The sequence below is a fragment of the Pantoea sp. EKM20T genome, from assembly GCF_011800485.1.
Lineage (GTDB): Bacteria > Pseudomonadota > Gammaproteobacteria > Enterobacterales > Enterobacteriaceae > Pantoea > Pantoea agglomerans.
Genome location: NZ_JAALFW010000010.1, coordinates 76,237 through 101,316, shown reverse-complemented (window position 1 = coordinate 101,316; position 25,080 = coordinate 76,237). Strand labels below are relative to the sequence as shown.

Genomic DNA, 25,080 nt, shown 5'->3' with positions numbered 1-25,080 from the left:
GTTTACCCGATATCACAGACCTTACTTTCCGATCTATTCCTGATTTGACTTAACCCCGGTTATTTTGCTGTATTTGTAGGCACTTGCAGAAATGATAAAAAAATGTAAATAACAATATGGGATGGTGGCAGGATGAAAATGCAGCAAACAGTGCGTCAGCTTAGCTGGTCGCTGGTGATGAGTTTCACCGTCGTGGCAGGCGCTAACGCCGCGCCAACGCAGGCTCCTCCGGTCTCCTACGGTGTGGACAGTGACACTTTTCACCCGGTAAAAGCGCAGCACGGCATGGTAGCGTCAGTGGATGCGATGGCGACGCAGGTTGGCGTCGAGATCCTGCGTCAGGGCGGTAATGCGGTGGATGCCGCGGTGGCGGTAGGCTTTGCGCTGGCCGTGACCCATCCGCAGGCGGGCAATCTCGGCGGCGGTGGTTTTATGCTGCTGCGCACTGCCTCTGGCCGCGCCACGGCTATCGATTTCCGTGAAATGGCACCGGGACACGCGTCGCGTGACATGTTCCTGGATAAGCAGGGCAACGCCGACAGCAAGCTCTCGCTGACATCACATCTCGCCTCCGGCACGCCGGGCACCGTGGCCGGACTGGCGCTGGCTGCGCAGAAATATGGCACTCTGCCGCTGAGCACGCTGCTGGTCCCGGCGATCAAACTGGCGCGTGACGGTATTCCGGTCAACGACGCGCTGGCGGACGATCTGAAAACCTACGGCAAAGAAGTGCTGATCACCCATCCCAACAGCAAAGCGATCTTCTACAAACCGGACGGTACGCCGTGGCAGAAGGGCGATAGGCTGGTGCAGAAAAACCTGGCTCACAGCCTGCAACTGATTGCCCGTCAGGGGCCGGATGCCTTTTACAAAGGTGAAATCGCGGATGAGATCGCCGGAGAGATGGCGCAGCATGGCGGGCTGATCAACAAAGCTGACCTGGCGGCCTATCGTGCGGTCGAGCGTAAGCCAATTAGCGGGACATACCGTGGCTATGAAGTCTTCTCAATGCCGCCGCCGTCATCCGGTGGCATCCACATCGTGCAGATTCTGAATATCCTGGAGAACTTCGATCTGGCGAAGATGGGCTTTGGCAGTGCTGATGCCATGCAGGTGATGGCGGAAGCGGAGAAATATGCCTACGCGGACCGCTCGGAATATCTCGGCGATCCCGATTTCGTGAAGGTGCCGTGGCAGGCGCTGACCAGTAAAGCCTATGCCAAAACCCTGGCGCAGCAGATCGATGTGGCGAAGGCGCGGCCCTCGAGCGAGATCAAACCGGGCAAGCTCGACCCTTATGAAAGCAATCAGACTACCCATTTCTCGGTGGTGGATAAGCAGGGGAATGCGGTCGCGGTGACTTACACGCTTAACACCTATTTCGGCAGCGGAATTGTGGCGGGCAACAGCGGCATCCTGATGAATAACGAGATGGATGACTTCTCAGCCAAGCCCGGCACGCCCAATGTCTATGGACTGGTCGGCGGGGAAGCGAATGCGGTGCAACCGGCGAAACGTCCGTTGTCATCGATGTCGCCGACCATCGTCGCCAAAGAGGGCAAAACATGGCTGGTGACCGGCAGTCCTGGCGGCAGCCGCATTATCACCACGGTGTTGCAGATGGTGGTTAACAGCATCGATTTCGGGATGAACGTGGCGGAAGCCACTAATGCGCCGCGCTTCCATCATCAGTGGCTGCCGGATCAGCTGCGGGTGGAGAAGGGCTTCAGCCCCGATACGCTGCGTCTGCTGGAAACCAAAGGTCAGCATTTGAAGGTACTTCCGTCGATGGGCAGTACGCAGAGCATCATGATCGGACCGGATGGCATGCTCTATGGCGCTTCCGATCCGCGCAGCATTGATGATTTGAGTGCGGGTTATTGAGATTTAAAACTGCTGACAAACTCAAACCCGGGTGAATCTGACAGCAATAAATAAGCTTAACGCGCAGGGAACTGGGTCAGAATAGGAAAGCGTCCCGCGCCAGGACGGCGCGGGCCGAGCATGTCATGGATGACGGCTTTTGCGTCTTTCCGATCTGACCCTGTTTCCTGCGCAGGCGCTAACTGACAGCGAACCTTGTCAGGGTTTATCAGCAGAAAGGGCGCCTTCGCTGCTCTTTCTGCTTCCACACGTCAGGCTTTAACCCGAGCCATATAATGCGCGTCGATCAGTTCACCGTGCCGCATTGCGAAGCCTTTAGCCGTTCCCTCAATCTCAAAACCGAAACGCTGATAAAGGGCGATAGCCGGGCCATTATCGACGAACACGGTCAGTTCCATTCGGCTCACCTGTAGCCAGTTGTCGCACAACGCGACCATTTCACGCATGAGTGCGGTTCCGACGCCACGCTGACGATAGCGTTCATCCACGCCCATACCCAGTGAGGCCACATGACGGCGTCTGGCGCGCTCTTCCACATGCAGCGCACACTGACCGACGACGACATCATCGATACAGGCCACCAGCAGATGCGCATGGGGCTGAGGCGTCGCGAGACGGCTATGCCACATCTGGAGTGATGAGTGGGGCAAATGGAGTGTGCTGGCCTGGGTATCTGGCTGACCGTAGATCCTGTGAAGCGCAGCAGCATCTTCAGGCGTGACGTGGCGGACAACTATTTCACTCATGGTTTCTCCTTTAGCCCATTAAACCCTTTAAAAATCAAGGTATTCACCGCGTTAATCAGGGTAAAAAAAGTGAAAATGACTTTACAGACGCGAATGATAATGATTATTATTGCCATGCGTTCTCGGGAGGTCGCCCGACAGCCTGAGAAAGCACGACATTGCTCACATTGCTTCCAGTATTATTTAGCCAGCTTATCCGCTGGCTTTTTTTTTGCCTGCCCTTCTTCAGTGCTTTTCAGCCACTGCTCAATGCTCATTCAACTATTTTGAACAGAGGCGTGAAGTTTTTCAGCTATCAATCAGACCGCCTCAGGGACAGACTATAAAAAACATTGAGGAGATTTGAACATGATTTATGTACGCAAAGCTGAAGAACGCGGTCACGCAAACCATGGCTGGCTGGATAGCTGGCACACTTTCTCTTTCGCCAGTTATCACGATGCGAACTTTATGGGTTTCTCCGCGCTGCGGGTCATCAATGAAGATGTGATTGATGGCGGTCAGGGATTTGGTACCCATCCCCACAAAGATATGGAAATCCTGACCTACGTGCTCTCTGGTACGGTTGAGCATCAGGACAGCATGGGCAACAAAGAGCAGATCCCGGCAGGGGAGTTCCAGATCATGAGCGCCGGCACCGGCGTACGTCACTCAGAGTACAACGCCAGCGAAAGCGAGCCGCTGCACCTTTATCAGATCTGGATTATTCCTGAGCGTACCGGTATTGAGCCACGTTACGATCAGCGCCGCTTCCCGGATGTGCAGGGACGTCAGCTGGTGTTAAGCCCGGATGCCCGTGAAGGATCGCTGAAAGTCTTTCAGGACATGACCTTATCGCGCTGGGTAATGACTGCCGGCGAACAGGACAACGTCGCGATTGATGCGGGACGTCGTATCTGGATTCAGGTGGTGAAAGGTGATGTTACCGTTAACGGCAACGCGATCACCACCAGCGACGCCCTGGCGATCTGGGACGAAAGCGCGCTGACCATTGAAGCCAGCTCGGCTGCAGAAGTCCTGCTGTTTGATCTGCCACCGGTCTAAGCAGATAACGGGCGCGCATCGTCGCGCCCGGTTGGCAATTTTGTGACAGAAAAGTGATAGACTCATCGTACTTTAGCTTTAAGGGCGATCCCAGGCGCTACGATGAAGAAGAAAAGACCGGTATTACAGGACGTTGCCGATCGCGTCGGCATTACTAAAATGACCGTCAGCCGTTACCTGCGTAATCCAGAGCAGGTCTCCGTTGCCCTGCGGGATAAGATTGCGGTGGCACTGGATGAGCTGGGTTATATCCCCAATCGCGCCCCCGATATGCTTTCTAACGCCACCAGCCGCGCCATTGGCGTACTGCTGCCGTCACTCACAAACCAGGTTTTTGCTGACGTATTGCGCGGCATCGAAGCCGTCACCGACGAAGCCAACTATCAGACGCTGGTCGCCCACTTTGGTTACAACCCGCAAAAAGAGGAGCTGCAACTGCGCTCGCTGCTGGGCTGGAACATTGATGGGGTTATCCTCACCGAACGCACTCATACACCAGGCACGCTGCGCATGCTGGAAGTGGCCGGTATCCCGGTGATTGAGGTGATGGACAGCGTCACGCCCTGCCTGGATATGGCGGTAGGCTTTGATAACGTTGAAGCGGCCCGGCAGATGACGCAGGCAATCCTCAGTAAAGGTCATCGTCATACCGTCTACCTCGGCGCACGCCTGGATGAACGTACGCTGCAGAAGCAGCGCGGTTACGAAATCGCGATGCGCGAAGCGGGGCTGACGCCACGCAGTGTGATGATGGAAGATGCCTCTTCATTCAGCGCCGGTTGTGATCTGCTGCGTGAGGCGCAACGTCTCTATCCTGAAACAGATAGCCTGTTCTGTACCAATGACGACCTGGCGGTCGGCGCGATGTTTGAGTGCCAGCGCCAGGGATTGCAGGTGCCCTCTCAAATGGCGATAGCCGGTTTCCACGGCCATGACATCAGTCAGGTTGTCACGCCACAACTGGCGACAGTGCTGACGCCACGCGACCGCATGGGACGCGAAGCCGCGGCGCTGCTGCTGGCGCGCATTGCCGGAGAAACCAGCACCTGCCAGCCGCTGGATGTCGGTTTTGAGATCAGTGAAGGTGGCAGCATCTGATTGTGGCGTTTTTATGAGTCAGCTCACACTTTCATGCATTTCCTGGTAAAAAGGTTGCCAGGCTGTTAAGCGGCCAGGAGAATGAGAAACGACATTGTTATCGGTAACATTGGCAAATTCTCACCTGCCGGAGCAGAAAAATGACAACGCAATCCCCGTCGCATCACGTTTTTATCCTGATGGGCGTTTCAGGCAGCGGAAAGTCTGCCGTCGCCAATCAGGTCTCTCACCAGCTGAATACAGCCTTTCTTGACGGTGATTTTCTCCACCCCCGCGCCAACATCCTGAAGATGGCCGATGGTCATCCGCTGGATGACAACGATCGCCAGCCGTGGTTACAGGCACTGAACGACGCCGCGTTTGCCATGCAGCGCACCCAGGCGATTTCCGTGATTGTCTGTTCAGCACTGAAGAAAAGTTATCGCGACATCCTGCGTCAGGGAAATGACAACCTGCGTTTCGTCTACCTGAAGGGCGACTTCGACACCATCGAAGCCCGCCTGAAAGCGCGTAAAGGCCACTTCTTCAAGCCGCAGATGCTGGTGACGCAGTTTGCGACGCTGGAAGAGCCAGGGCGGGACGAGCCGGATGTACTGGTGGTGGATATCGCGCATTCACTGGACGATGTGGTGGCGGCTACGGTTGCGACTATCCAGGACGCTATCAGCCAGGGTTAGAGATGAATACCGCAACACTCGTTTTGACCGCAGCAGGCTCCGTCCTGCTGCTGCTTTTCCTGGTGATGAAGGCCCGTATGCACGCCTTCGTCGCATTGATGTTAGTGTCCATCGGTGCCGGGCTGTTCTCCGGCATGCCACTGAATCAAATCGCTGAAACCATGCAGAAGGGGATGGGCGGCACGCTCGGCTTCCTCGCGATTGTGGTCGCGCTGGGCGCGATGTTCGGCAAAATCCTGCATGAAACCGGCGCAGTTGATCAAATCGCCATCCGGATGCTGAAAACCTTTGGTCAGAGCCGCGCCCATTATGCGATGGGCATTGCCGGTCTGATCTGCGCGCTGCCGCTCTTTTTTGAGGTGGCAGTCGTGCTGTTGATCAGTATCGCTTTTGCAGTGGCACGGCGTACCGGCGGCAATCTGGTGAAGCTGGTGATCCCGCTGTTTGCTGGTGTGGCCGCGGCGGCGGCGTTCCTGCTGCCCGGACCGGCCCCGATGCTGCTGGCCTCGCAGATGCACGCAGACTTTGGCTGGATGATCCTGCTGGGTCTTTGTGCGGCGATCCCGGGCATGCTGATTGCCGGGCCACTGTTTGGCAACTTCATTGGCAACCACGTCTCGTTCAGCGCGCCGCCGGAAGATCATCAACCGGATGTCGATGAGAGCAAGCTGCCGTCGTTTGGCTTCAGCCTCTCACTGATTCTGTTTCCTCTGGTGCTGGTTGGCCTGAAAACCATCGGCGCACGCTTCACGACCAAAGGCACCACCCTGTATGAGTGGCTGGAATTTATCGGCCATCCTTTCACCGCAATCCTGCTGGCGCTGCTGGTGGCGATTTATGGCCTGGCTTACCGTCAGGGTATGGATAAAGAGCGGGTAATGCAGGTGTGCGGCAGCGCGCTGCAACCGGCCGGTATTATCCTGCTGGTGATTGGCGCGGGCGGCGTGTTTAAGCAGGTGCTGGTGGACTCCGGCGTGGGTCCGGTGCTGGGCAATGCGCTGACCGGCGCAGGACTGCCGATTGCGCTGGCCTGCTTTATCCTGTCAGGTGCGGTGCGGGTGATTCAGGGATCGGCGACGGTCGCCTGTCTGACCACGGTGGGCTTAATCATGCCGGTGATTGAACCGCTGCACTACAGCGGCGCTCAGCTGGCGGCGCTGTCGATCTGCATCGGCGGTGGCTCAATCATTATCAGCCATGTGAACGATGCCGGGTTCTGGCTGTTTGGTCGCTTCACCGGGGCCAGCGAAGCGGAAACGCTGAAGACCTGGACGCTGATGGAAACCATTCTCGGCACTACCGGGGCTGTCGTAGGTATGATTGCTTTCGAACTGCTTTCCTGACCAACCCGGCGGGCTATCGGCCCGTCAGGTTTTTTTCCCGCGAGCGGGGGAAGAGTAAAAAAGGGAACAGCAGATAAGGCGCCACTACCAAAAGAACAATGACGCCGCGTGAATAGCCAGAGTCATTTATTCTCCTCACCCCGCAGGAAAAAACAGGCAAAATAAACAGCAGCAGCGCGACTAAGCCTATTTCATGCTGTGGCCCGGTAAACCATTGCAGATAACTGCAGAACCAGGCCAGTTGAAACAGCAGGAAAATAAAATAGCTCGTCCTTCCTTCACGCCCCTCATAGTTAAACGTGCTCAGCAGACAGCTTTTGATAATCTGCAGCAGCCTGTTCATGCCCATTTTCTTCTTATCAGAGCAAAAACAACCAGCGTAATGGCGGCGGCAAGTAAGTAAACCCAGGCAAAATCAGTGACGTCCACATGGATCAGCTGCACGTCATTCAATGCCGCTTTTCGGCCCGAGACGGATAATACGGTCAGTCCAGCCAAACAGAGTATATTTGCCAGAAAGAATAGTGCCTGAAAGGCTGTTTCTTTAGCCGCGGACAGAAAGGCAATTTTTCTGAACCCCCACCAGGCTACCAGATAAACCAGCAGCCAGAGCAACGCGCAGAGTAGCGGGGCAACCAGATAACTGCGCATATCGGTGATCACTCCTGAATGGCCGCCGTTGGCATACTGCAGCACTTCCTGAAGGGAGAAGTAACCTGTTATCAGATAGAGCGCACCGAAAAAAAAGGGCAATAACAACCTCATTGTATAAATAATATTGTTCATTTCAATGCCGTAACTTTGTGATAAACAGGCCGGATTAATGCGGTTGCCTGCCAGCCTGCCAGGGCAAAAGGGCAAAAGGGCAAAAGGGCAAAAGGGCAAAGGTGCGGTTATAACTTCAGATAAGCCCGAATGCCGTCCAGGAACATCTGAGTTGCCAGCATAATCAGTATTAATCCCATCAGCCGCTCCAGCGCATTCACGCCTTTATCGCCCAGCAGCCGCAGGAACAGACCTGACATCAGCAGAATACCCACCGTCACGCCCCAGGCGATCAGCAGCGCGCCGACCAGGTGCGACATCTGATGCGGATATTGATGCGACAGCAGCATCAGCGTCGCCAGCAGCGATGGCCCGGCTACCAGTGGGATCGCCAGTGGCACCAGGAAGGGCTCTTCACCCGCCGGTAAACCAGAACTGCTGCTTTCCGCCGACGGGAAAATCATCTTAATGGCGATAAGAAACAGGATGATCCCGCCGGAAATCGACACCGTTTCAGTACGCAGATTCAAAAATGCCAGGATGCGTTCACCGGTAAACAGGAACAGCAGCATGATGATCAGAGCAATCAACATTTCACGGATCAGCACCACTCGCCGCCGTTTCGGCTCCAGATGCTTTAAAACCGACATAAAAATCGGCAGATTGCCCAGCGGATCCATAATTAACAACAATAATATTGTCGCTGAAATCATTTCAGTCATCGGTTTTACGCCATGTTGTTCACGAAAAAGCGGAGTTATTAGTTACGCTGCTGAAAAAGTTAGCGTAATCGAATTAATTCACTTGCTACCCGGCCTGCATTTTGTAGAGTGAAGGGACACAGGTAAATCTTATTATTACGCAGAGCGGCGTGAAAATAGCACGCCGCTCTCTCCTCTGAAATGAAAAGCAGGTGTAACTGCCTTAGACGGACACGACATGAAGAATGTAGGTTTTGTTGGTTGGCGCGGTATGGTCGGCTCTGTGCTGATGTCCCGCATGAGTGAAGAGCGTGATTTTGATGCAATCAATCCGGTCTTCTTCTCGACGTCGCAGCATGGTCAGGCGGCACCCGCATTTGCGGGCAAACAGCAGGGCACACTGCAGGATGCGTTTGATATTGAGGCGCTGCGGGCGCTGGATATCATTATTACCTGCCAGGGTGGCGACTACACCAGTGACGTCTATCCAAAGCTGCGCGCCAGCGGCTGGCAGGGATACTGGATTGATGCGGCCTCCACGCTGCGCATGAAAGATGATGCCATCATCATCCTCGATCCGGTCAACCATGCGGTGATTCGCCAGGGTATCGACAGTGGGATCAAAACCTTTGTCGGCGGTAACTGTACCGTCAGCCTGATGCTGATGTCGCTGGGCGGCCTGTTTGCTCAGGACCTGGTGGAGTGGGCTTCGGTTGCCACCTATCAGGCGGCTTCTGGCGGCGGTGCGCGCCACATGCGTGAACTGCTGACCCAGATGGGCATGCTGCACGATCACGTTGCGCCTGCGCTGCAGAACCCGGCCTCCGCCATCCTCGACATCGAGCGTAGCGTGACCGACTTCACCCGTTCCGGCACCCTGCCGACCGATAACTTCGGCGTGCCGCTGGCGGGCAGCCTGATTCCGTGGATCGACAAACAGCTGGAAAACGGTCAGAGCCGCGAAGAGTGGAAAGGCCAGGCTGAGACCAACAAGATCCTCGCCACCCGTAATGTCATCCCCGTTGATGGATTGTGCGTGCGCGTCGGGGCACTGCGCTGCCACAGCCAGGCCTTTACGCTGAAGCTGAAACGCGACCTGCCGCTGGCTGAAATTGAGCAGCTGCTGGCCTCTCACAATGAGTGGGTCAAAGTGGTGCCGAATGACCGCGAACTGACGATGCGTGAACTGACGCCTGCCGCTGTCACCGGTACGCTGACCACGCCGGTTGGCCGGTTGCGTAAACTGAATATGGGGCCGGAATATCTCTCCGCCTTCACGGTGGGCGACCAGCTGTTATGGGGCGCAGCCGAACCGCTACGTCGCATGCTGCGGTTGTTAACCAGCTAAACAGAAAACATCGCCAAAGGCCGGATTTATCCGGCCTTTTTTGTTTTTGTCGTACACGAAACAATCTGCCGTTTCGCTTACTCAGTGATCAACTTCCCTTTTTTGCCGGTCGGTAAAGATTATTTTGCTTTAGTCCATGGCAAGTGCCGTGACCAAGCTATGATTTAACCATGATGTGCCACAGGTAACTCTTGTGCTTTCCGGATTAAATGGTTGTGGTACACGGCAAAAACACTTTTCCCACGGAATGGCCTGACTTCTTTGTCGTTGTACGTATGGCTCAATGAAGAGCAGCGCAGGTGAACCGCGACAGGCTGTGTCGCGTTCATTTCGGCTGCCAATTATCACAGGAAGAAAGTCATGTCAGAGCTTCCCGATCGCGATGCGATCAATGCCCTGTTTGCGGGTAATTATGCCGACCCTTTTTCGTTACTAGGGATGCACCGAACTCAGCAAGGCCTTGAAGTCAGGGCATTGCTCCCCGAAGCGCTTGAAGTGTGGGTCATTGAAACCTCCACCGGGCGCAAACTGGCTCAGCTGGTGTGTGAAGATGCACGTGGCTTCTTCAGTGGCGTTATTCCACGCCGCAAAAACCCGTTCCGCTATCAGCTGGCGGTGAACTGGCACGGCCAGCAAAACCTGGTAGACGATGCCTATCGCTTTGGCCCGCTGCTGCAGGAGATGGATCTGTGGCTGCTGGCAGAAGGGACGCACCTGCGCCCTTATGAGACGCTGGGCGCGCACGGCGACGTCATCGATGGCGTCTTCGGCACCCGCTTCTGCGTCTGGGCACCCAACGCCCGTCGCGTGTCAGTGGTTGGCGATTTCAACTTCTGGGATGGCCGCCGTCATCCGATGCGTCTGCGTCAGGAACTGGGCATCTGGGAGCTGTTTGTACCGGGCGCGGTCAACGGCCAGCTCTACAAGTATGAAATCATCGACGCCAATGGCGAACTGCGCATCAAAGCGGACCCGTACGCCTTTGAGGCGCAGATGCGTCCGCAAACTGCGTCGATGATCTGTGGTCTGCCAGAGCCTGTTGAGATGAAAGCGGAGCGCAAGGCGGCCAACGCCTTTGACGCGCCGATCTCCATCTATGAAGTGCATCTGGGCTCCTGGCGTCGTCACACCGACAACAACTTCTGGCTGAGCTACAAAGAGCTGGCTGAACAGCTGGTGCCCTACGTCAAAGAGATGGGCTTTACCCATATCGAACTGCTGCCGATCAACGAACATCCGTTTGATGGCAGCTGGGGCTATCAGCCGCTGGGCATGTATGCGCCGACCCGACGTTTTGGTACCCGTGACGAGTTCCGCGCCTTCATTGACGCCGCCCATGAAGCGGGCCTCAACGTGCTGCTCGACTGGGTGCCGGGCCACTTCCCCAGTGACGATTTCGGTCTGGCAAGATACGACGGCACCGAGCTCTATGAGCACAGTGACCCACGTGAAGGCTTTCACCAGGACTGGAATACCCTGATCTACAACTTTGGTCGCCGGGAAGTGAGCAACTACCTGTCGGGCAACGCGCTCTACTGGACGGAGCGCTTTGGCATTGATGGCCTGCGTGTGGATGCGGTGGCGTCGATGATCTACCGCGACTACAGCCGCAGCGAAGGGGAATGGGTGCCGAATCAGTATGGCGGCCGTGAGAACCTGGAAGCGATTGAGTTTCTGCGTCACACCAACCGTACGCTCGGCACCGTGGCATCCGGTTCGGTGACCATGGCCGAAGAGTCGACAGACTATCCTGGCGTGACGCGTCCCACCGAAGACGGCGGGCTGGGTTTCTGGTTCAAATGGAATCTGGGCTGGATGCACGACACACTCGACTACATGAAGGTCGATCCCATCTACCGTAAGCACCATCACGATCTGATGAGCTTCGGCATGATGTACAACTACACCGAAAACTTTGTGCTGCCGCTGTCGCATGACGAAGTGGTGCACGGTAAGCGCTCGATTCTCGATCGTATGCCGGGCGATGCATGGCAGAAGTTCGCCAACCTGCGTGCTTACTACGGCTGGATGTGGGGCTTCCCCGGCAAGAAACTGCTGTTTATGGGCAACGAATTTGCCCAGGGTCGCGAGTGGAACCACGATGTCAGCCTCGACTGGCATCTGCTGGAAGGGGACGACAACTGGCACCACGGCGTTCACCGTCTGGTGCGCGATCTCAACCACACCTATCAGTACTACACGCCGCTGCATCAGCTCGACTTCGATCCGGCAGGCTTTGAGTGGCTGGTGGTAAACGATGCGGAACACTCCGTCTTCGCCTTTGTCCGTCGTGACCGTGAAGGCAACGAAGTGATCGTCGTCAGTAACTTTACGCCGGTGCCGCGTCCGGGCTATCGCTTTGGCGTTAACCAGCCTGGCTACTGGCGTGAAGTGCTGAACACCGATCAGCATGAGTATCACGGCAGCGACGTGCGCAACCATCGTGTGCATACCGATGAGCAGGAGAGCCACGGGCGACCGCAGTCGCTGAGTCTCAATCTGCCGCCGCTGGCAACGGTATGGCTGGTGCGGGAGGCTGAATGACCATCACTGCCGGAGATCCCGAACCGCTGGGTGCCAGTTACGATGGCAAAGGCGTTAACTTCACCCTGTTCTCACAGCATGCCGGGCGCGTAGAGCTCTGCCTGTTTGATGAGCAGGGCGCAGAACAGCGTCTTGACCTGCCTGGCCGCAGCGGGGATATCTGGCATGGTTATGTTCCGGCGTTAAAACCGGGACAGCGCTACGGCTACCGGGTGCATGGTCCCTGGGCACCGCAGCAGGGACACCGTTTTAATCCGGCGAAGCTGCTGGTTGACCCCTGCGCCCGCGCGGTTGAGGGCGATGTACCGGATGACCCGCTGTTTCATGGCGGCGAGGCGCAGCCCGATCCGCATGACAACGCGGCGATTGCGCCGAAGTCACGGGTCGTCGCGGAGGATTTTGACTGGCAGGACGACGTCGCACCGGGTATTCCCTGGGGTAACACGGTGATTTACGAAGCCCACGTGCGCGGCCTGACGCAGCAGCATCCGGAAATTCCGGAAACGCTGCGCGGGACTTACGCGGCGCTCGGTCATCCTGTTATGGTGAATTACCTGCGCAGTCTGGGGATTACCACCCTTGAGCTGCTGCCGGTGGCGCACTTCGCCAGCGAGCCGCGACTGCTGCAGCTCGGCCTCAGCAACTACTGGGGCTATAACCCCTTTGCGCTCTGGGCGGTGGATCCCCGTTACGCCTCCGGTCAGCCGGACGTGACGCCGTTGCAGGAGTTTCAGCAGGCGGTCAAAAACCTGCACGCCGCGGGTATCGAAGTGCTGCTGGATGTGGTGTTCAACCACACCGCTGAACTGGATGAGATTGGCCCGACAATCTCCATGCGCGGCATCGACAACGCCAGCTACTACTGGCTCGATGAGCAGGGCGATTATCAGAACTGGACCGGCTGCGGCAACACGCTGAATATCCATCATCCGCAGGTGATGACGTGGGCTTTAGAGGCGCTGCGCTACTGGGTGCGGGTCTGCCACGTCGACGGCTTCCGCTTTGACCTCGCGCCGGTGCTGGGCCGCACACCGGATTACCAGCGTGATGCGCCATTTTTTGCGGCGATACGCGCCTGTCCGCTGCTCTCTCAGGTCAAGCTGATTGCTGAACCCTGGGATATCGGCCCTGACGGCTATCAGGTTGGTCGTTTTCCGCCGCCGTTTGCCGAATGGAACGATCAGTTTCGCGACACCGCGCGACGTTACTGGCTGCACGGCGACATAAGCAACGGCGAGTTCGTCCGTCGCTTTGCCGCCTCCAGCGATCTCTACCAGCATGATGACCGGTCGCCACACGCCACGGTTAACCTGATCACCGCCCACGACGGCTTTACGCTGTGGGATGTGGTGAGCTTCGAACGTAAACACAACGAAGCGAACGGGGAAGATAACCGTGATGGTCACGGCGATAACTACAGCCACAACCACGGCAAAGAGGGGCTGAACGTCAGCTTCGACGTGATTGAACGTCGCCGTCGCAGCGTGCGGGCACTGCTGACGACGCTGCTGCTGTCACAGGGCACGCCGATGCTGCTGGCAGGCGATGAGCGCGGCCACACCCAGCGCGGCAATAACAACGCCTACTGTCAGGACAACGCCCTGAGCTGGCTTGACTGGCAGGCGGATGAGAAGGGATTAGTCGGATTCACCGCTGCACTGATCGAGCTGCGCCAGCGCATTCCGGCGCTGACCGCAGATCGCTGGTGGCATGACGGTGACGGCAATGTGCAGTGGCTCAATGCCGGTGGCCAGCCACTGCAACACGATGAATGGGCACAGGGGATGCACAGATTGCAGATCCTGCTGTCCGGCCGCTGGTTAATAACAATAAACGCCACGGATACGGTGAATGACATCGTGTTACCAGACGGAGAATGGCGCGCCCTTCCTCCTTTCGCCGGGGACGACAACCCCATCCTGCTAACTGTCTGGCATGGTCCCGCACACGGTGTGTGCGTGTTCCAAAAGCAATCATAAGGAGTCAGACATGGTTAAGTTAGATAGAACAGATCACCTGATGCTGGCCCGCCAGCTCCCTACACAGACGGTTGCTCTGATCCTCGCCGGCGGACGCGGCACGCGCCTGGTCGATTTAACGGCCAAACGTGCCAAACCGGCGGTGCATTTCGGCGGCAAGTTCCGCATTATCGACTTTGCCCTCTCCAACTGCGTCAACTCCGGTATCCGACGGATTGGCGTGATTACTCAGTATCAGTCTCATACCCTGACTCAGCACATCCAGCGTGGCTGGTCGATCTTCAATGAAGAGATGAATGAGTTTGTCGATTTGCTGCCAGCGCAGCAGCGATTTTCGACCGAACAGTGGTATCGCGGGACGGCCGATGCCGTGACGCAAAACCTTGATGTGATTCGCCGCTATCAGGCGCAGTACATCGTGATCCTCGCCGGGGACCACATTTATAAGATGGATTACTCACGCATGCTGCTGGATCACGTGGTCAACGAGGCGAAATGTACCATCGCCTGTTTACCGGTGCCGGTGCATGAAGCCACGGCGTTTGGCGTGATGGCGGTGGACGAAGAGAACATGGTGATCGACTTCGTGGAGAAACCCGCGAAACCGCCCACCATGCCGGGTGATGACACTCAGGCGCTCGCCAGCATGGGGATCTACGTTTTCAACGCAGACTATCTCTATGAACTGCTGGAAGAGGATCTGCAGACGCCAGGCTCTAACCACGACTTCGGCAAAGATATCCTGCCGAAAATCGTGGCAAGCGGCGAAGGCTATGCGCACTCCTTTGCGCTCTCCTGCGTACAGAACGATGACAATGCGCCGCCTTACTGGCGCGATGTCGGGACGCTGGAAGCCTACTGGCGCGCCAATCTCGACCTGGCATCGGTGATGCCTGAACTCGATATGTATGACGTCACCTGGCCGATTCGTACCCACATGGAGCCGCTGCCGCCGGCCAAATTTGTTCAGGATCGTTCCGGCAGTCACGGGATGACTATGAACTCGCTGGTCTCGGGGGGCTGCATCATCTCCGGTTCAGTGGTGGTCAATTCGGTGCTGTTCCCGCGGGTACGCGTTAACTCTTTTTGCAATATAGATTCAACTGTACTGCTGCCTGATGTGGTAGTGGGCCGATCGTGTCGTCTGCGTCGCTGCGTCATTGATCGTGCCTGCGAGTTACCGGAAGGCATGGTCATTGGCGAAAACCCGGATGAAGACAGTCGCCGGTTTCACCGTTCGGATGAAGGCATCGTACTGGTAACCCGCGCCATGCTGGCCAGGCTGGCCAAAGCGGGGCTGTAAGCGATAAGCGAAACTTACGCAATCGGCACGCGGAGCGTGTCGGATAACTTAATGAGGTCGAGGATGCAGGTTTTACATGTCTGTTCGGAACTTTTCCCGCTGCTAAAAACGGGCGGACTGGCTGATGTAGTCGGGGCATTACCTCAGGCACAAATTGCGGGCGGCACGGATACGCGGGTACTACTGCCCGCTTTTCCCGCATTGCGCAAAGGCATACCTGATCTCCAGGTCGTGACAGAGCGAGAAACATTTGCCGGTCATGTACGTCTGCTATTTGGTGAATTTAACGGTGTGGGCATCTACTTGATTGATGCTCCCGGCCTCTACGATCGTCCGGGTAGTCCCTACCATGACGAATCGCAGTTTGCGTATGTCGACAACTATCTGCGCTTTGCGCTGCTGGGCTGGGTTGGCTGTGAACTGGCGTGCGGCATGGACGCGATGTGGCGTCCCGATATTGTTCATGCCCATGACTGGCATGCAGGCCTGACCTGCGCCTATCTGGAAGCGCGTGGTCGTCCGGCTAAATCGGTCTTCACCGTGCACAACCTGGCGTATCAGGGTCTGTTCATGGCGCACCACATGGAAGAGATTGGCCTGCCATGGTCATTCTTTAACATGCACGGGCTGGAGTTCTTCGGTCAGATCTCCTTCCTGAAAGCGGGACTTTTTTACGCCGACCATATCACGGCGGTCAGCCCGACTTACGCCCATGAAATTACTTCTGCCGAATATGCTTACGGCATGGAAACCCTGCTGGCACAGCGGATGCGTGAAGGCCGTCTTAGCGGCATTCTCAACGGCGTTGATCCCTCTATCTGGGATCCGGCGCACGATCTGCTGCTCAGCGCGCGTTATAACCGCGACACGCTGGAAGCGAAAGCGGAGAACAAACGTCAGCTGCAGGTGGCGATGGGTCTGAAGGTGGATGATAAAGCGCCGGTGTTCTGCGTGATCAGCCGTCTGACCAAACAGAAAGGGCTGGACCTGGTGCTGGAGGCGCTGCCCGGCTTGCTGGCGCAGGGCGGTCAACTGGTGCTGCTGGGCCAGGGCGATGCTGAACTGCAGCAGGGCTTCCTGGCGGCGGCGGCAGAGCATCCGGGCAGCGTCGGCGTGCAGATCGGCTATCACGAAGCGTTCTCACACCGCATTGTCGGCGGCGCAGACGTGATTGTGGTGCCGAGTCGCTTTGAGCCCTGCGGTCTGACACAACTTTATGGCCTCAAGTATGGTACGTTGCCGTTAGTGCGCCGCACCGGCGGGCTGGCCGATACCGTGAATGACAGCTCACTGGAGAATCTGGCCGACGGCATCGCCAGTGGATTCAGTTTTGAAGATGCAAACGCCTGGTCACTGCTTCGGGCTATCCGGCGCGCGTTTGTGTTGTGGTCCCGTCCTTCGCTCTGGCGCTATGTTCAGCGCCAGGCAATGGCGATGGACTTTAGCTGGCAGGTGGCAGCACAAGCCTACCGTGATCTCTACCAACGTTTGATGTAACGGATTGGGAAAACTGGATATGAATGCACCTTTCACTTACGCCTCACCAACGTTGACGGTTGATGCCTTAAAGCATTCGATTGCCTATAAATTGATGTTTACCATCGGCAAAGATCCCTCTATCGCCAATAAGCATGAGTGGCTTAACGCCTCGCTGCTGGCGGTGCGCGACCGGATGGTGGAGCGCTGGCTGCGTTCCAGCCGTGCTCAGCTGTCGCAGGATGTCCGGCAGGTCTATTACCTGTCGATGGAGTTCCTGATGGGCCGCACGCTGGGCAATGCGCTGCTGGCGATGGGGATTTATGACGATCTCAACCAGGCGCTGGATGAGATGGGTCTGGATCTGGCCGAGCTGATGGAAGAGGAGAACGATCCGGGGCTGGGCAACGGTGGTCTGGGTCGCCTGGCGGCCTGTTTCCTCGACTCGCTGGCGACGCTGGGCATGCCGGGCCGTGGCTATGGCATCCGGTATGACTATGGCATGTTCAAACAGAACATTGTGGAAGGTGAGCAGAAAGAGTCGCCGGATTACTGGCTTGAATATGGTAATCCGTGGGAATTCCAGCGTTTCAATACCCGTTACAAAGTGCGCTTTGGTGGCCGCGTCCAGCACGAAGGCGCGAAAGTGCGCTGGCTGGAGACCGAAGAGATCCTGGCGATGGCCTATGACCAGATCATTCCGGGCTTTGACACCGACGCTACCAACACCTTACGGCTGTGGGGCGCGCAGGCCAGCAACGAAATCAACCTCGGCAAGTTCAACCAGGGCGACTACTTTGCGGCGGTGGAAGATAAAAACCACTCCGAGAACGTGTCGCGCGTGCTCTATCCGGATGATTCGACCTACTCAGGCCGCGAGCTGCGCCTGCGTCAGGAATATTTCCTGGTCTCCGCGACGGTGCAGGACATTCTGAATCGTCACTGGCGGATGCATCAGACCTGGGACAACCTGGCGGATAAAATCGCTATTCACCTGAATGATACCCATCCGGTGCTGGCGATCCCCGAACTGATGCGCCTGCTGATCGACGATCATAAATTCAGCTGGGACAACGCTTTTGACGTCTGCTGTCAGGTCTTCTCCTACACCAACCATACGCTGATGACCGAAGCGCTGGAAACCTGGCCGGTCGATATGATCGGCAAGATCCTGCCGCGTCACCTCAGCATTATTTTTGAAATTAACGACTTCTTCCTTAAGACCATTCAGGATCACTATCCCGATGACCTGGATCTGCTGTCGCGCATTTCGATCATCGACGAAAACGATGGCCGCCGGATACGCATGGGCTGGCTGGCGGTGGTGGTCAGCCACAAAGTAAACGGTGTTTCGGAGCTGCACTCCAACCTGATGGTACAGTCGCTGTTTGCCGATTTTTCACGTCTGTTCCCTGGCCGCTTCTGTAACAAAACCAATGGCGTCACTCCGCGTCGCTGGCTGGCGCTGGCGAACCCGGCGCTGTCAGAGGTGCTGGATGAGGAGATTGGCCGCAACTGGCGCACCGATCTCAGCCAGCTGGGCGAGCTGAAGGCGCAGATCGACTATCCGGCGTTTATTGAAAAAGTGGCGGTCGCCAAGTATCAGAACAAGCGTCGGCTGGCCGACTGGGTGGCGAAGAATCTGGACGTGGTGCTCGACCCGAACGCGCTGTTTGATGTGCAGATCAAGCGTATTCACGAGTACAAACGCCAGTTGCTCAACGTGCTGCATGTGATCACCCGATACAACCGTATCAAGGCCGATCCGCAGGCGGATTGGGTGCCACGCGTCAATATTTTTGCCGGTAAAGCGGCGTCGGCCTATTACGTTGCCAAGCACATCATTCATCTGATCAACGATGTCGCCAATGTGATCAACAACGATCCGCAGGTGAAGAACAAACTGAAGGTGGTCTTCATCCCGAACTACAGCGTGAGCCTGGCGCAGATCATTATTCCGGCGGCCGATCTCTCTGAGCAGATCTCTACCGCTGGGACAGAGGCGTCCGGCACCAGTAATATGAAGTTTGCGCTGAATGGCGCGCTGACCATCGGAACGCTGGATGGGGCCAACGTTGAAATGCTGGATCACGTCGGTGAAGAGAACATCTTCATTTTCGGTAATACCACGCCACAGGTCGAAGCCCTGCGTAAAGGGGGCTATAACCCGCGTGACTATTACGAAAAGGATGAAGAGCTGCATCAGGTGCTGACTCAGATTGCTTCCGGTCTGTTCAGTCCGCAGGATCCGGGCCGCTACCGCAATCTGTTCGATTCACTGGTCAACTTCGGCGATCACTACCAGTTGCTGGCGGATTATCGCAGCTATGTGGATACCCAGGATAAAGTGGATGCGCTCTACCGTAAACCGGATGAGTGGCAACGCCGCGCGGCTAAAAACATCGCCGGAATGGGCTACTTCTCGTCGGACCGTACGATTCAGGAGTACGCTGATGAGATCTGGAATATCTCGCCAGTAAGGTTGTAAGGCGCGTGCAGTCAGGTTTCTGACTTTCTTTGCGGCCGAGGGATCGGCCGCACTCTCCTGTGCTCTCTTTGCTCACCGTCTATCCCGCTCCTCTTTCAGAAGGTTCAGCCTCTTATCGCCTCTGCGTCCGTAAGTGCCTCTTGTGCGAGCCAGATCATTACACCCTGGCTGAGAATCGCTACTATGCGGGAAAGCAAAATGACCCTACAGGCAACAGCAGCAATGAGTGACAACATCAACCAGGAAATTACCTTCCGTAAACTCAGCGTCTTCATGATGTTTATGAGCAAGGGCAATATCGCCCGTACGGCGGAAGCGCTGGCGCTGAGCAGCGTCAGCGTGCATCGCGCACTGCATACGCTGGAAGAGGGCATCGACTGCCCGCTGTTTATCCACAAGGGCCGCAACCTGGTGCCGCTACCTGCCGCCTGGACGCTGCTGGACTACTGTCGCGATGTGACCACCCTGATGGGCAAAGGCATTGAAGAGGCGCGCAAAGTCGCAGGCATCGGCGGAGGGCGTCTGCGACTTGGCACGCTCTACTCCCTGACGCTGGAGACCATTCCCCGGCTGATCATGGGCATGAAGCTACGTCGGCCCACGCTGGAGCTCGATCTGACCATGGGTTCCAATCAAATGCTGCTGAATATGCTGGAAGATGATGCGCTGGATGCGATTCTGATCGCCACCGATGACGGCGAACTCAGCGACGCGCATTTTGATGTGATTCCGCTGTTTGAGGACAGGATCTTTCTGGCCACACCGGCCGGGGAGATGCGGGACGGAGCCGGTCCGGTGGATCTGCGTGATTATGCCGACCGTGATTTTGTCTCGCTGGCTGAAGGGTTTGCCACCTATGCCGGTTCGCAGGAGGCGTTCCAGATAGCCGGATTTGAACCGCGCATGGTCACCCAGGTGAATGACATCTTCTCGATGATAAGCCTGGTGCAGGCGGGCGTCGGCCTGGCGCTGATTCCGGGACGGATGAAGAAGGTGTATGAAAACAACATTCAGCTGCTGACGCTCGCTGAGCCTTACCAGATGCGTCAGCAGATCTCGATTGTCTACTCACATCGCCGCGAACGGGATAATGACCTGCTGGCACTGGCGGCAGAAGGGCGGATGTACGCCCGCAGCCTTACTGACTTAGCCGTTTAACCAGATGGAGTGCAACCTCAACGCTGTTGCGCTCCAGACAAATCGCGTCGCCCTGCCAGCCTGCCTGAAGCGTCAGGCCGGTCAGCACATTGCCAGGCGGCATCTCAATCGCCAGTCGGGCATCGCGCTGATTGGCTGAAACCATCGCATCATTCCACTGCACCGTACGCGCCATATTAAAGGCAAGATCGTCGGCAATCTTCTCCGGCTCCCAAATCACGCGTCCGGTTGAACCGCTGAGGTAAGCGCAATGGGGACGGGAAAGGCTGACGGACCCGAACGCGCGCGCCAGTTCTGCGGCGGGCTTATCCAGCAGCGCGCAGTGCGACGGCACGCTCACCGCGAGTTTAATCGCTTTGCTGGCACCGGCATCCAGCGCTTTCTGCGCGACTACCGCCATATCCTCGTCGCGGCCAGCAATCACAATCTGCGTTTCCGCATTCAGGTTGGCGATATAGGTGTTGCTGCCGGGCAGCAGTTTTTCCAGACGACTCAGCGTCAGGCCGGTGATGGCGGTCAGGCCATATCCCTCCGGATAAGCCTGCTCCATCAGATCGCCGCGCAGTGCCACCAGCCGCAAAGCATCACTGAAATCCAGCGCGCCGGAAATCACCGCAGCAGGAAACGCGCCAATCGACAGACCGCTGACGATATCGGGTTTCACCCCACGGCGGATCAGCTCGCGCGCCCAGGCGACACCGCAAATCAGCAGACTGAGCTGCACGGCGCGCGTGTGGCGCAGTGCATCGGCACTGTCGAGCTGGTCAGTCTCGGCGCCCAGCACTGCACGCACGCTGTTTAACAGGGCGTCGCCGTCGGGAAGGTGCTGTAACATCCCGGCACGCTGAGTGCCCTGGCCGGGAAAGGTAAAGAGTATTTTCATTGTAGCTCCCTGCTCCAGGGTGAAGCGGTCAGTATCGGACCGGTAACGGTTTTAACCAGCGCGCGGCCTTCACGCAGCCACTCGCTGAGGGCAAACGCGCCGGACGGCGTTTCTACCTGCGTATCGACCCGGCAGGCCAGCGTGTCGGTTTGCGCCTGCCAGCGTTGCAGCGCATCGCGCGCCAGCGGCTCTGGCGCGCGAATAACTAAATCAAGATCGCTGGCGGCATGCAGCGTGGGTTGCTGTGTTGCCAGTGCGTAACCGGTACTGCCGGTAATACCCCAGCGCCACGGCCAGTCGTGCTCACTGAGGGCAATCGCCGCGCCGACCGGCGCATAAGCGGTAAACGGCGAGGCAAGCAACTGCGCACGCGCCGCCAGCATCTCCGGCGTGACAACGCGAACGATATCCGCTGCATTGACCCATCCGGCGGCGCGCTGTTCGCGGCGCTCGCCGCGCACACCCACCGGTATCAGCCCGGTTTCGCTCCTGTCGCGCCGCACCACGACCGGAAAGCCGGGATGCCAGAACTGACTGACCCAGCTCTCACTGATGGCGGCTAAGGCGTTGCCGTCTCGCAGCCAGAGCAGATCGTGGGGGCGCGGTACAGAGCTCATATTACATTCCTGATGTCAGCGTAATGAACAGCGGTAATGACAAAATACAGAGAATAGAGCTGAGCAGCAGCACAGCCTCTGCATCCGGCGACTGCACGCCAAAGCGGTTGCCAAACACCACCCCGAAGAAACCGGCGGAGAGCGCAATCATCAGAATGGCGGTAATGGCCACCGGACCGCTGAGACCCAATGCCAGCACCAGACCCCAGGCGATAAAGGGCTGAATCAGCAGTTTAGTTACCGTGCCGACGCCCACCACCGCGTTGAGTTTCAGTTTGCGTGCCGACAGGATGACACCGGTCAGGAAGAGTGCAGCGGCGGTGGCAGCCAGACCCAGCGGTTTGATGGCGGCCAGCACCAGATCAGGCATTTTAACGCCCAGCGCTGATAACACCACGCCAATCAACGGTCCCAGTACGATCGGTTTTTTCACTGAACGCCACATCAGAATCGGTAGCATGGTCAGGGTTGAACCGTGTTCGGTGCCATCGGCAAACGCTTTTTCACGTTCCAGAATCAGCAGGCAAAGCGGTGTAAGCAGCACTGAACCACAGGCGATGGAGACCGCTACCGAGAGCGAAGTGGCACCATTTTCACCCAGCACGCTGGCCAGAATGGGCAGGCCCAGCGCGGCGTAATTTGGCAGCGCCACCGTCAGTGTCAGCACAGCCGCATCCTGCGGTGACTTTTTGAAAACTTTTGTAGCCGCGAAATAGACAGCTCCATAGGTAATCCACATTGCGCCGGTAATAACCACAATCAGCGGCCATTGCGCCACGATGCCCGGCCAGGGCGTTTGTACAGTGGCACTGAACAGCGCGGCGGGCAGCGCAAAATCCATGACGAAAATATTCAGCAGAGAGACGTCTTTGTTGTTGACCATTCCGGCCTTACCGGCCCAGAAACCCAGAAGCATGATGACAAAAATCGGAGCAAGGGCATGAACAATTATATAAATCATAAATCACCTGTATTTAAGAAAGAATTTTCTGTTAACAGCGATGTTTATAATTCTGAACACGGCCACTGCCCCGGGGCGCACTTAGCAATGCGCCCCGTCAGACCGGTTTCGGCAGGTTTATTTTTTTATTTAATTACCAGGTTGCGCGCATCCGCTCGCGAACCAGGGAGGAGCTGTGGCGATTGGATGCGCCCAGCCGGTTTTTCAGGCTCGGATCCTGACGCGCATCGCTAATGGCTTTCTGCAACGCGATCTCGACCATCGCCACATCGGCGTCAGAAGGCGCATCGGGATTGGCCACGTTCAGCAGATCGGAGAGCAGACCCAGCGTGGCGAAGTTATTCACGTCATAGGCCATCGGCGGAATGGTCGCCGCCAGTTTCTCCAGCGCCTCCACCGAACGCAGCGTGATACGCGCGGCGGACTCTTTACCCATCGCGTGCACCAGTACACCCTGATCGTTGAGCGCAATCAGGCGGTTGGCCTGATAACCGTGCGCCAGGAAGGCGCCAGACATCGCTTTGCCAACAATCAGCCCAATCACCGGATGACCCGCAAGGCGTGCTTTGGCATAAGCGCCTGCAGCCCCGGCCAGCGCCTGATGAATACCGAACGCCTCTTCGCGACGACCATAGGCCTGACTCGGCACGTCGATCACCGCCACAATCGGGCGTTTCACGTCGCTGTTCTTGTCCTCTTCCAGCGTTTCATTCACCACTTTCGCCAGCGTCCAGCCTTCCAGCAGACCGACTTCGCCCTGCGCGGCACGTGGATAGTGGTTTTGTGCATCGGGCACCACGGCGATAAAGCGCACGCTTTCGCCATTAAGTTCACCGTCCGCCACCTGGACAGAGGCACACAGGCCGCTGAGGCGCTGCGCATCAGGTGCAAGTTTTTCCAGCCAGATTGCACCGCGGCTGTTTGTCTGGGTCATTATTTATCCTCCCGGGCGAAAAGCTGTTTAATCTGCGCCGTGTCCGCCTGCTGACGGGTGTCGAACTGCGTCAGACGTGGCAGGAAATCGGCATATTTATCGCTGCGGTGCTGCGCCGGAACACCTTTAGCGATGCAGTCATTCATCGCACTCTTAACCGCATTGACGCCATCACCGACCAGCGCATCGACCAGGCCGCTGGCGTAGCGGATTTCACCGCCAGTCATGCTCCAGATAAACGGGCGATCGCGCGAGTCATACTCTTCAATGCCCGCTTCCTGCTCAATCACCTGCGGACCGTTCAGCCCCAGGCGCGCTTCACGCGTCACAATCAGGTAGCTGCACAGCGCAGCGGCGATGGACATCCCGCCAAAGCAGCCGACGGTACCGGCAATAATGCCGATAACCGGGGTATAGCGGCGCAGATCGACAATCGCGGCATGAATATCGGCAATCGCCGCCAGCCCCAGATTTGCTTCCTGTAAACGCACGCCGCCGGTTTCCAGGCAGAGCACCGCCTGAGTGGGTATTCCGTTGCGGTTGTCTTCGGCTGCCAGTTCCAGCGCCGCCGCCATTTTGGCACCGGAGACTTCGCCCATGCTGCCACCCTGGAAGGTGCCTTCAATGGCGATAACGACCGCAGGCTGACCGTTCAGCGTGCCGCGTGCCACCACCATGCCGTCATCTGACTGCGGCACCACACCCTGCGGGGCCAGCCACGGCGACATGATGCCTTCGAAAGGATCCAGCAGTTCGCGATAGCTGCCGTCGTCCAGCAGTGCACGGGCGCGCTCACGGGCGCGTAATTCAATAAAACTGGCATCGTTACGCATGGCTCACCTCCTCAAAAACCTGTTCAATACGGATACGCGCCACGCCGGGTGTCGCGCCGAAATCGTGAATAATCAGCTTTCCGGCAGGCAGACCGTTGGTTAAATTCAGGCGGTCAAACAGCGCCTTCCAGCGGGCGTCGCTGTTATCCAGTGAGGTGGTGATATCAATGCTAAGCGTTTGTCCTTCAGTTGCGGTGTACAGCACTTCCATATCACCGGAACCAACGACCCCTGCCAGAGCTTTACCGCTGAGTGAGCGGTTAGCAGGTAAAGATAATGTGATGTGTTCCATAATGGC

The 25,080-nt window shown here is 57.2% G+C and carries 22 protein-coding genes; 12 read left to right on the top strand and 10 right to left on the bottom strand.

The window, feature by feature from the left end; genetic code table 11:
• Positions 1-132 precede the first annotated feature (132 nt).
• Positions 133-1,884 carry a gamma-glutamyltransferase gene (gene ggt / locus HFD94_RS17155; RefSeq protein WP_167433311.1) on the top strand — a complete coding sequence of 584 codons (1,752 nt, stop codon included), beginning with the start codon at positions 133-135 and terminating at the stop codon, positions 1,882-1,884.
• Positions 1,885-2,135: 251 nt separating this feature from the next.
• Here ggt and HFD94_RS17150 read toward each other — a convergent pair whose 3' ends face one another.
• On the bottom strand, positions 2,136-2,630 hold the full coding sequence (locus tag HFD94_RS17150) for a GNAT family N-acetyltransferase (protein WP_010253280.1): 495 nt from the start codon (positions 2,628-2,630) through the stop codon (positions 2,136-2,138).
• 348 nt (positions 2,631-2,978) lie between these two features.
• Between HFD94_RS17150 and HFD94_RS17145 the strand changes: the two genes are divergently transcribed.
• From HFD94_RS17145 to gntU, 4 genes are all read left to right on the top strand, one after another.
• Positions 2,979-3,674 carry a pirin family protein gene (locus tag HFD94_RS17145; protein WP_010253276.1) on the top strand — a complete coding sequence of 232 codons (696 nt, stop codon included), beginning with the start codon at positions 2,979-2,981 and terminating at the stop codon, positions 3,672-3,674.
• A 102-nt stretch (positions 3,675-3,776) separates the two neighbouring features.
• Complete coding sequence (gene gntR, locus HFD94_RS17140; RefSeq protein ID WP_010253274.1) at positions 3,777-4,772, top strand: gluconate operon transcriptional repressor GntR; 996 nt, start codon at positions 3,777-3,779, stop codon at positions 4,770-4,772.
• 140 nt (positions 4,773-4,912) lie between these two features.
• Positions 4,913-5,449 (top strand): gluconokinase, encoded by a 537-nt coding sequence (gene gntK / locus HFD94_RS17135; RefSeq protein ID WP_033759042.1) that lies wholly within the window; start codon positions 4,913-4,915, stop codon positions 5,447-5,449.
• Positions 5,450-5,451: 2 nt separating this feature from the next.
• Positions 5,452-6,792: a gluconate transporter gene (gene gntU, locus HFD94_RS17130; protein WP_122889856.1), complete on the top strand. Its 1,341-nt coding sequence runs from the start codon at positions 5,452-5,454 to the stop codon at positions 6,790-6,792.
• Positions 6,793-6,805: 13 nt separating this feature from the next.
• Here gntU and HFD94_RS17125 read toward each other — a convergent pair whose 3' ends face one another.
• The 3 genes from HFD94_RS17125 to HFD94_RS17115 all read right to left on the bottom strand — a co-directional run bounded on the left by HFD94_RS17125 (position 6,806) and on the right by HFD94_RS17115 (position 8,279).
• A complete protein-coding gene (locus HFD94_RS17125; protein ID WP_122889857.1) occupies positions 6,806-7,135 on the bottom strand; it encodes a DUF805 domain-containing protein in 330 nt (109 codons plus the stop codon).
• A complete protein-coding gene (locus HFD94_RS17120; RefSeq protein WP_243234788.1) occupies positions 7,132-7,578 on the bottom strand; it encodes a hypothetical protein in 447 nt (148 codons plus the stop codon). Before HFD94_RS17120 ends, HFD94_RS17125 begins: the two co-directional genes overlap by 4 nt.
• A gap of 107 nt (positions 7,579-7,685) precedes the next feature.
• Positions 7,686-8,279, bottom strand: a complete 594-nt coding sequence (locus HFD94_RS17115) for a YhgN family NAAT transporter (RefSeq protein ID WP_003853054.1) — start codon at positions 8,277-8,279, stop codon at positions 7,686-7,688.
• A gap of 217 nt (positions 8,280-8,496) precedes the next feature.
• Between HFD94_RS17115 and asd the strand changes: the two genes are divergently transcribed.
• From asd to HFD94_RS17080, 7 genes are all read left to right on the top strand, one after another.
• Positions 8,497-9,606: an aspartate-semialdehyde dehydrogenase gene (gene asd / locus HFD94_RS17110; RefSeq protein WP_010671542.1), complete on the top strand. Its 1,110-nt coding sequence runs from the start codon at positions 8,497-8,499 to the stop codon at positions 9,604-9,606.
• 360 nt (positions 9,607-9,966) lie between these two features.
• Positions 9,967-12,150 carry a 1,4-alpha-glucan branching enzyme gene (gene glgB, locus HFD94_RS17105; RefSeq protein WP_010253252.1) on the top strand — a complete coding sequence of 728 codons (2,184 nt, stop codon included), beginning with the start codon at positions 9,967-9,969 and terminating at the stop codon, positions 12,148-12,150.
• The gene (gene glgX, locus HFD94_RS17100) at positions 12,147-14,129 is read left to right on the top strand and encodes a glycogen debranching protein GlgX (protein ID WP_064691032.1); all 1,983 of its coding nucleotides are present in this window, start codon (positions 12,147-12,149) and stop codon (positions 14,127-14,129) included. The genes glgB and glgX overlap by 4 nt, the downstream gene beginning before the upstream one ends.
• A gap of 10 nt (positions 14,130-14,139) precedes the next feature.
• The gene (gene glgC, locus HFD94_RS17095; protein WP_010253246.1) at positions 14,140-15,432 is read left to right on the top strand and encodes a glucose-1-phosphate adenylyltransferase; all 1,293 of its coding nucleotides are present in this window, start codon (positions 14,140-14,142) and stop codon (positions 15,430-15,432) included.
• 63 nt (positions 15,433-15,495) lie between these two features.
• A complete protein-coding gene (glgA, locus tag HFD94_RS17090) occupies positions 15,496-16,929 on the top strand; it encodes a glycogen synthase GlgA (RefSeq protein ID WP_010253243.1) in 1,434 nt (477 codons plus the stop codon).
• A gap of 19 nt (positions 16,930-16,948) precedes the next feature.
• Positions 16,949-19,396 (top strand): glycogen phosphorylase, encoded by a 2,448-nt coding sequence (gene glgP / locus HFD94_RS17085; RefSeq protein ID WP_010253240.1) that lies wholly within the window; start codon positions 16,949-16,951, stop codon positions 19,394-19,396.
• Between the two features lie 222 nt (positions 19,397-19,618).
• Entirely contained in the window at positions 19,619-20,554 is a 936-nt protein-coding gene (locus tag HFD94_RS17080; protein WP_157354000.1) for a LysR family transcriptional regulator, read from the top strand.
• Here HFD94_RS17080 and mdcH read toward each other — a convergent pair.
• From mdcH to mdcC, 6 genes are all read right to left on the bottom strand, one after another.
• Positions 20,535-21,437, bottom strand: coding sequence for a malonate decarboxylase subunit epsilon (mdcH, locus tag HFD94_RS17075; RefSeq protein ID WP_122457562.1), 903 nt, complete (start codon positions 21,435-21,437; stop codon positions 20,535-20,537). The two genes, HFD94_RS17080 and mdcH, sit on opposite strands and share 20 nt — an antisense overlap.
• Entirely contained in the window at positions 21,434-22,054 is a 621-nt protein-coding gene (locus tag HFD94_RS17070; protein WP_167433310.1) for a malonate decarboxylase holo-ACP synthase, read from the bottom strand. The genes mdcH and HFD94_RS17070 overlap by 4 nt, the downstream gene beginning before the upstream one ends.
• A gap of 1 nt (position 22,055) precedes the next feature.
• Entirely contained in the window at positions 22,056-23,015 is a 960-nt protein-coding gene (locus HFD94_RS17065) for an AEC family transporter (protein ID WP_010253228.1), read from the bottom strand.
• Positions 23,016-23,148: 133 nt separating this feature from the next.
• Entirely contained in the window at positions 23,149-23,949 is an 801-nt protein-coding gene (gene mdcE, locus HFD94_RS17060) for a biotin-independent malonate decarboxylase subunit gamma (RefSeq protein ID WP_010253226.1), read from the bottom strand.
• The gene (locus HFD94_RS17055) at positions 23,949-24,782 is read right to left on the bottom strand and encodes a biotin-independent malonate decarboxylase subunit beta (protein WP_031592682.1); all 834 of its coding nucleotides are present in this window, start codon (positions 24,780-24,782) and stop codon (positions 23,949-23,951) included. Before HFD94_RS17055 ends, mdcE begins: the two co-directional genes overlap by 1 nt.
• On the bottom strand, positions 24,775-25,074 hold the full coding sequence (gene mdcC / locus HFD94_RS17050) for a malonate decarboxylase acyl carrier protein (RefSeq protein WP_010253220.1): 300 nt from the start codon (positions 25,072-25,074) through the stop codon (positions 24,775-24,777). The genes HFD94_RS17055 and mdcC overlap by 8 nt, the downstream gene beginning before the upstream one ends.
• Positions 25,075-25,080: the final 6 nt, after the last annotated feature.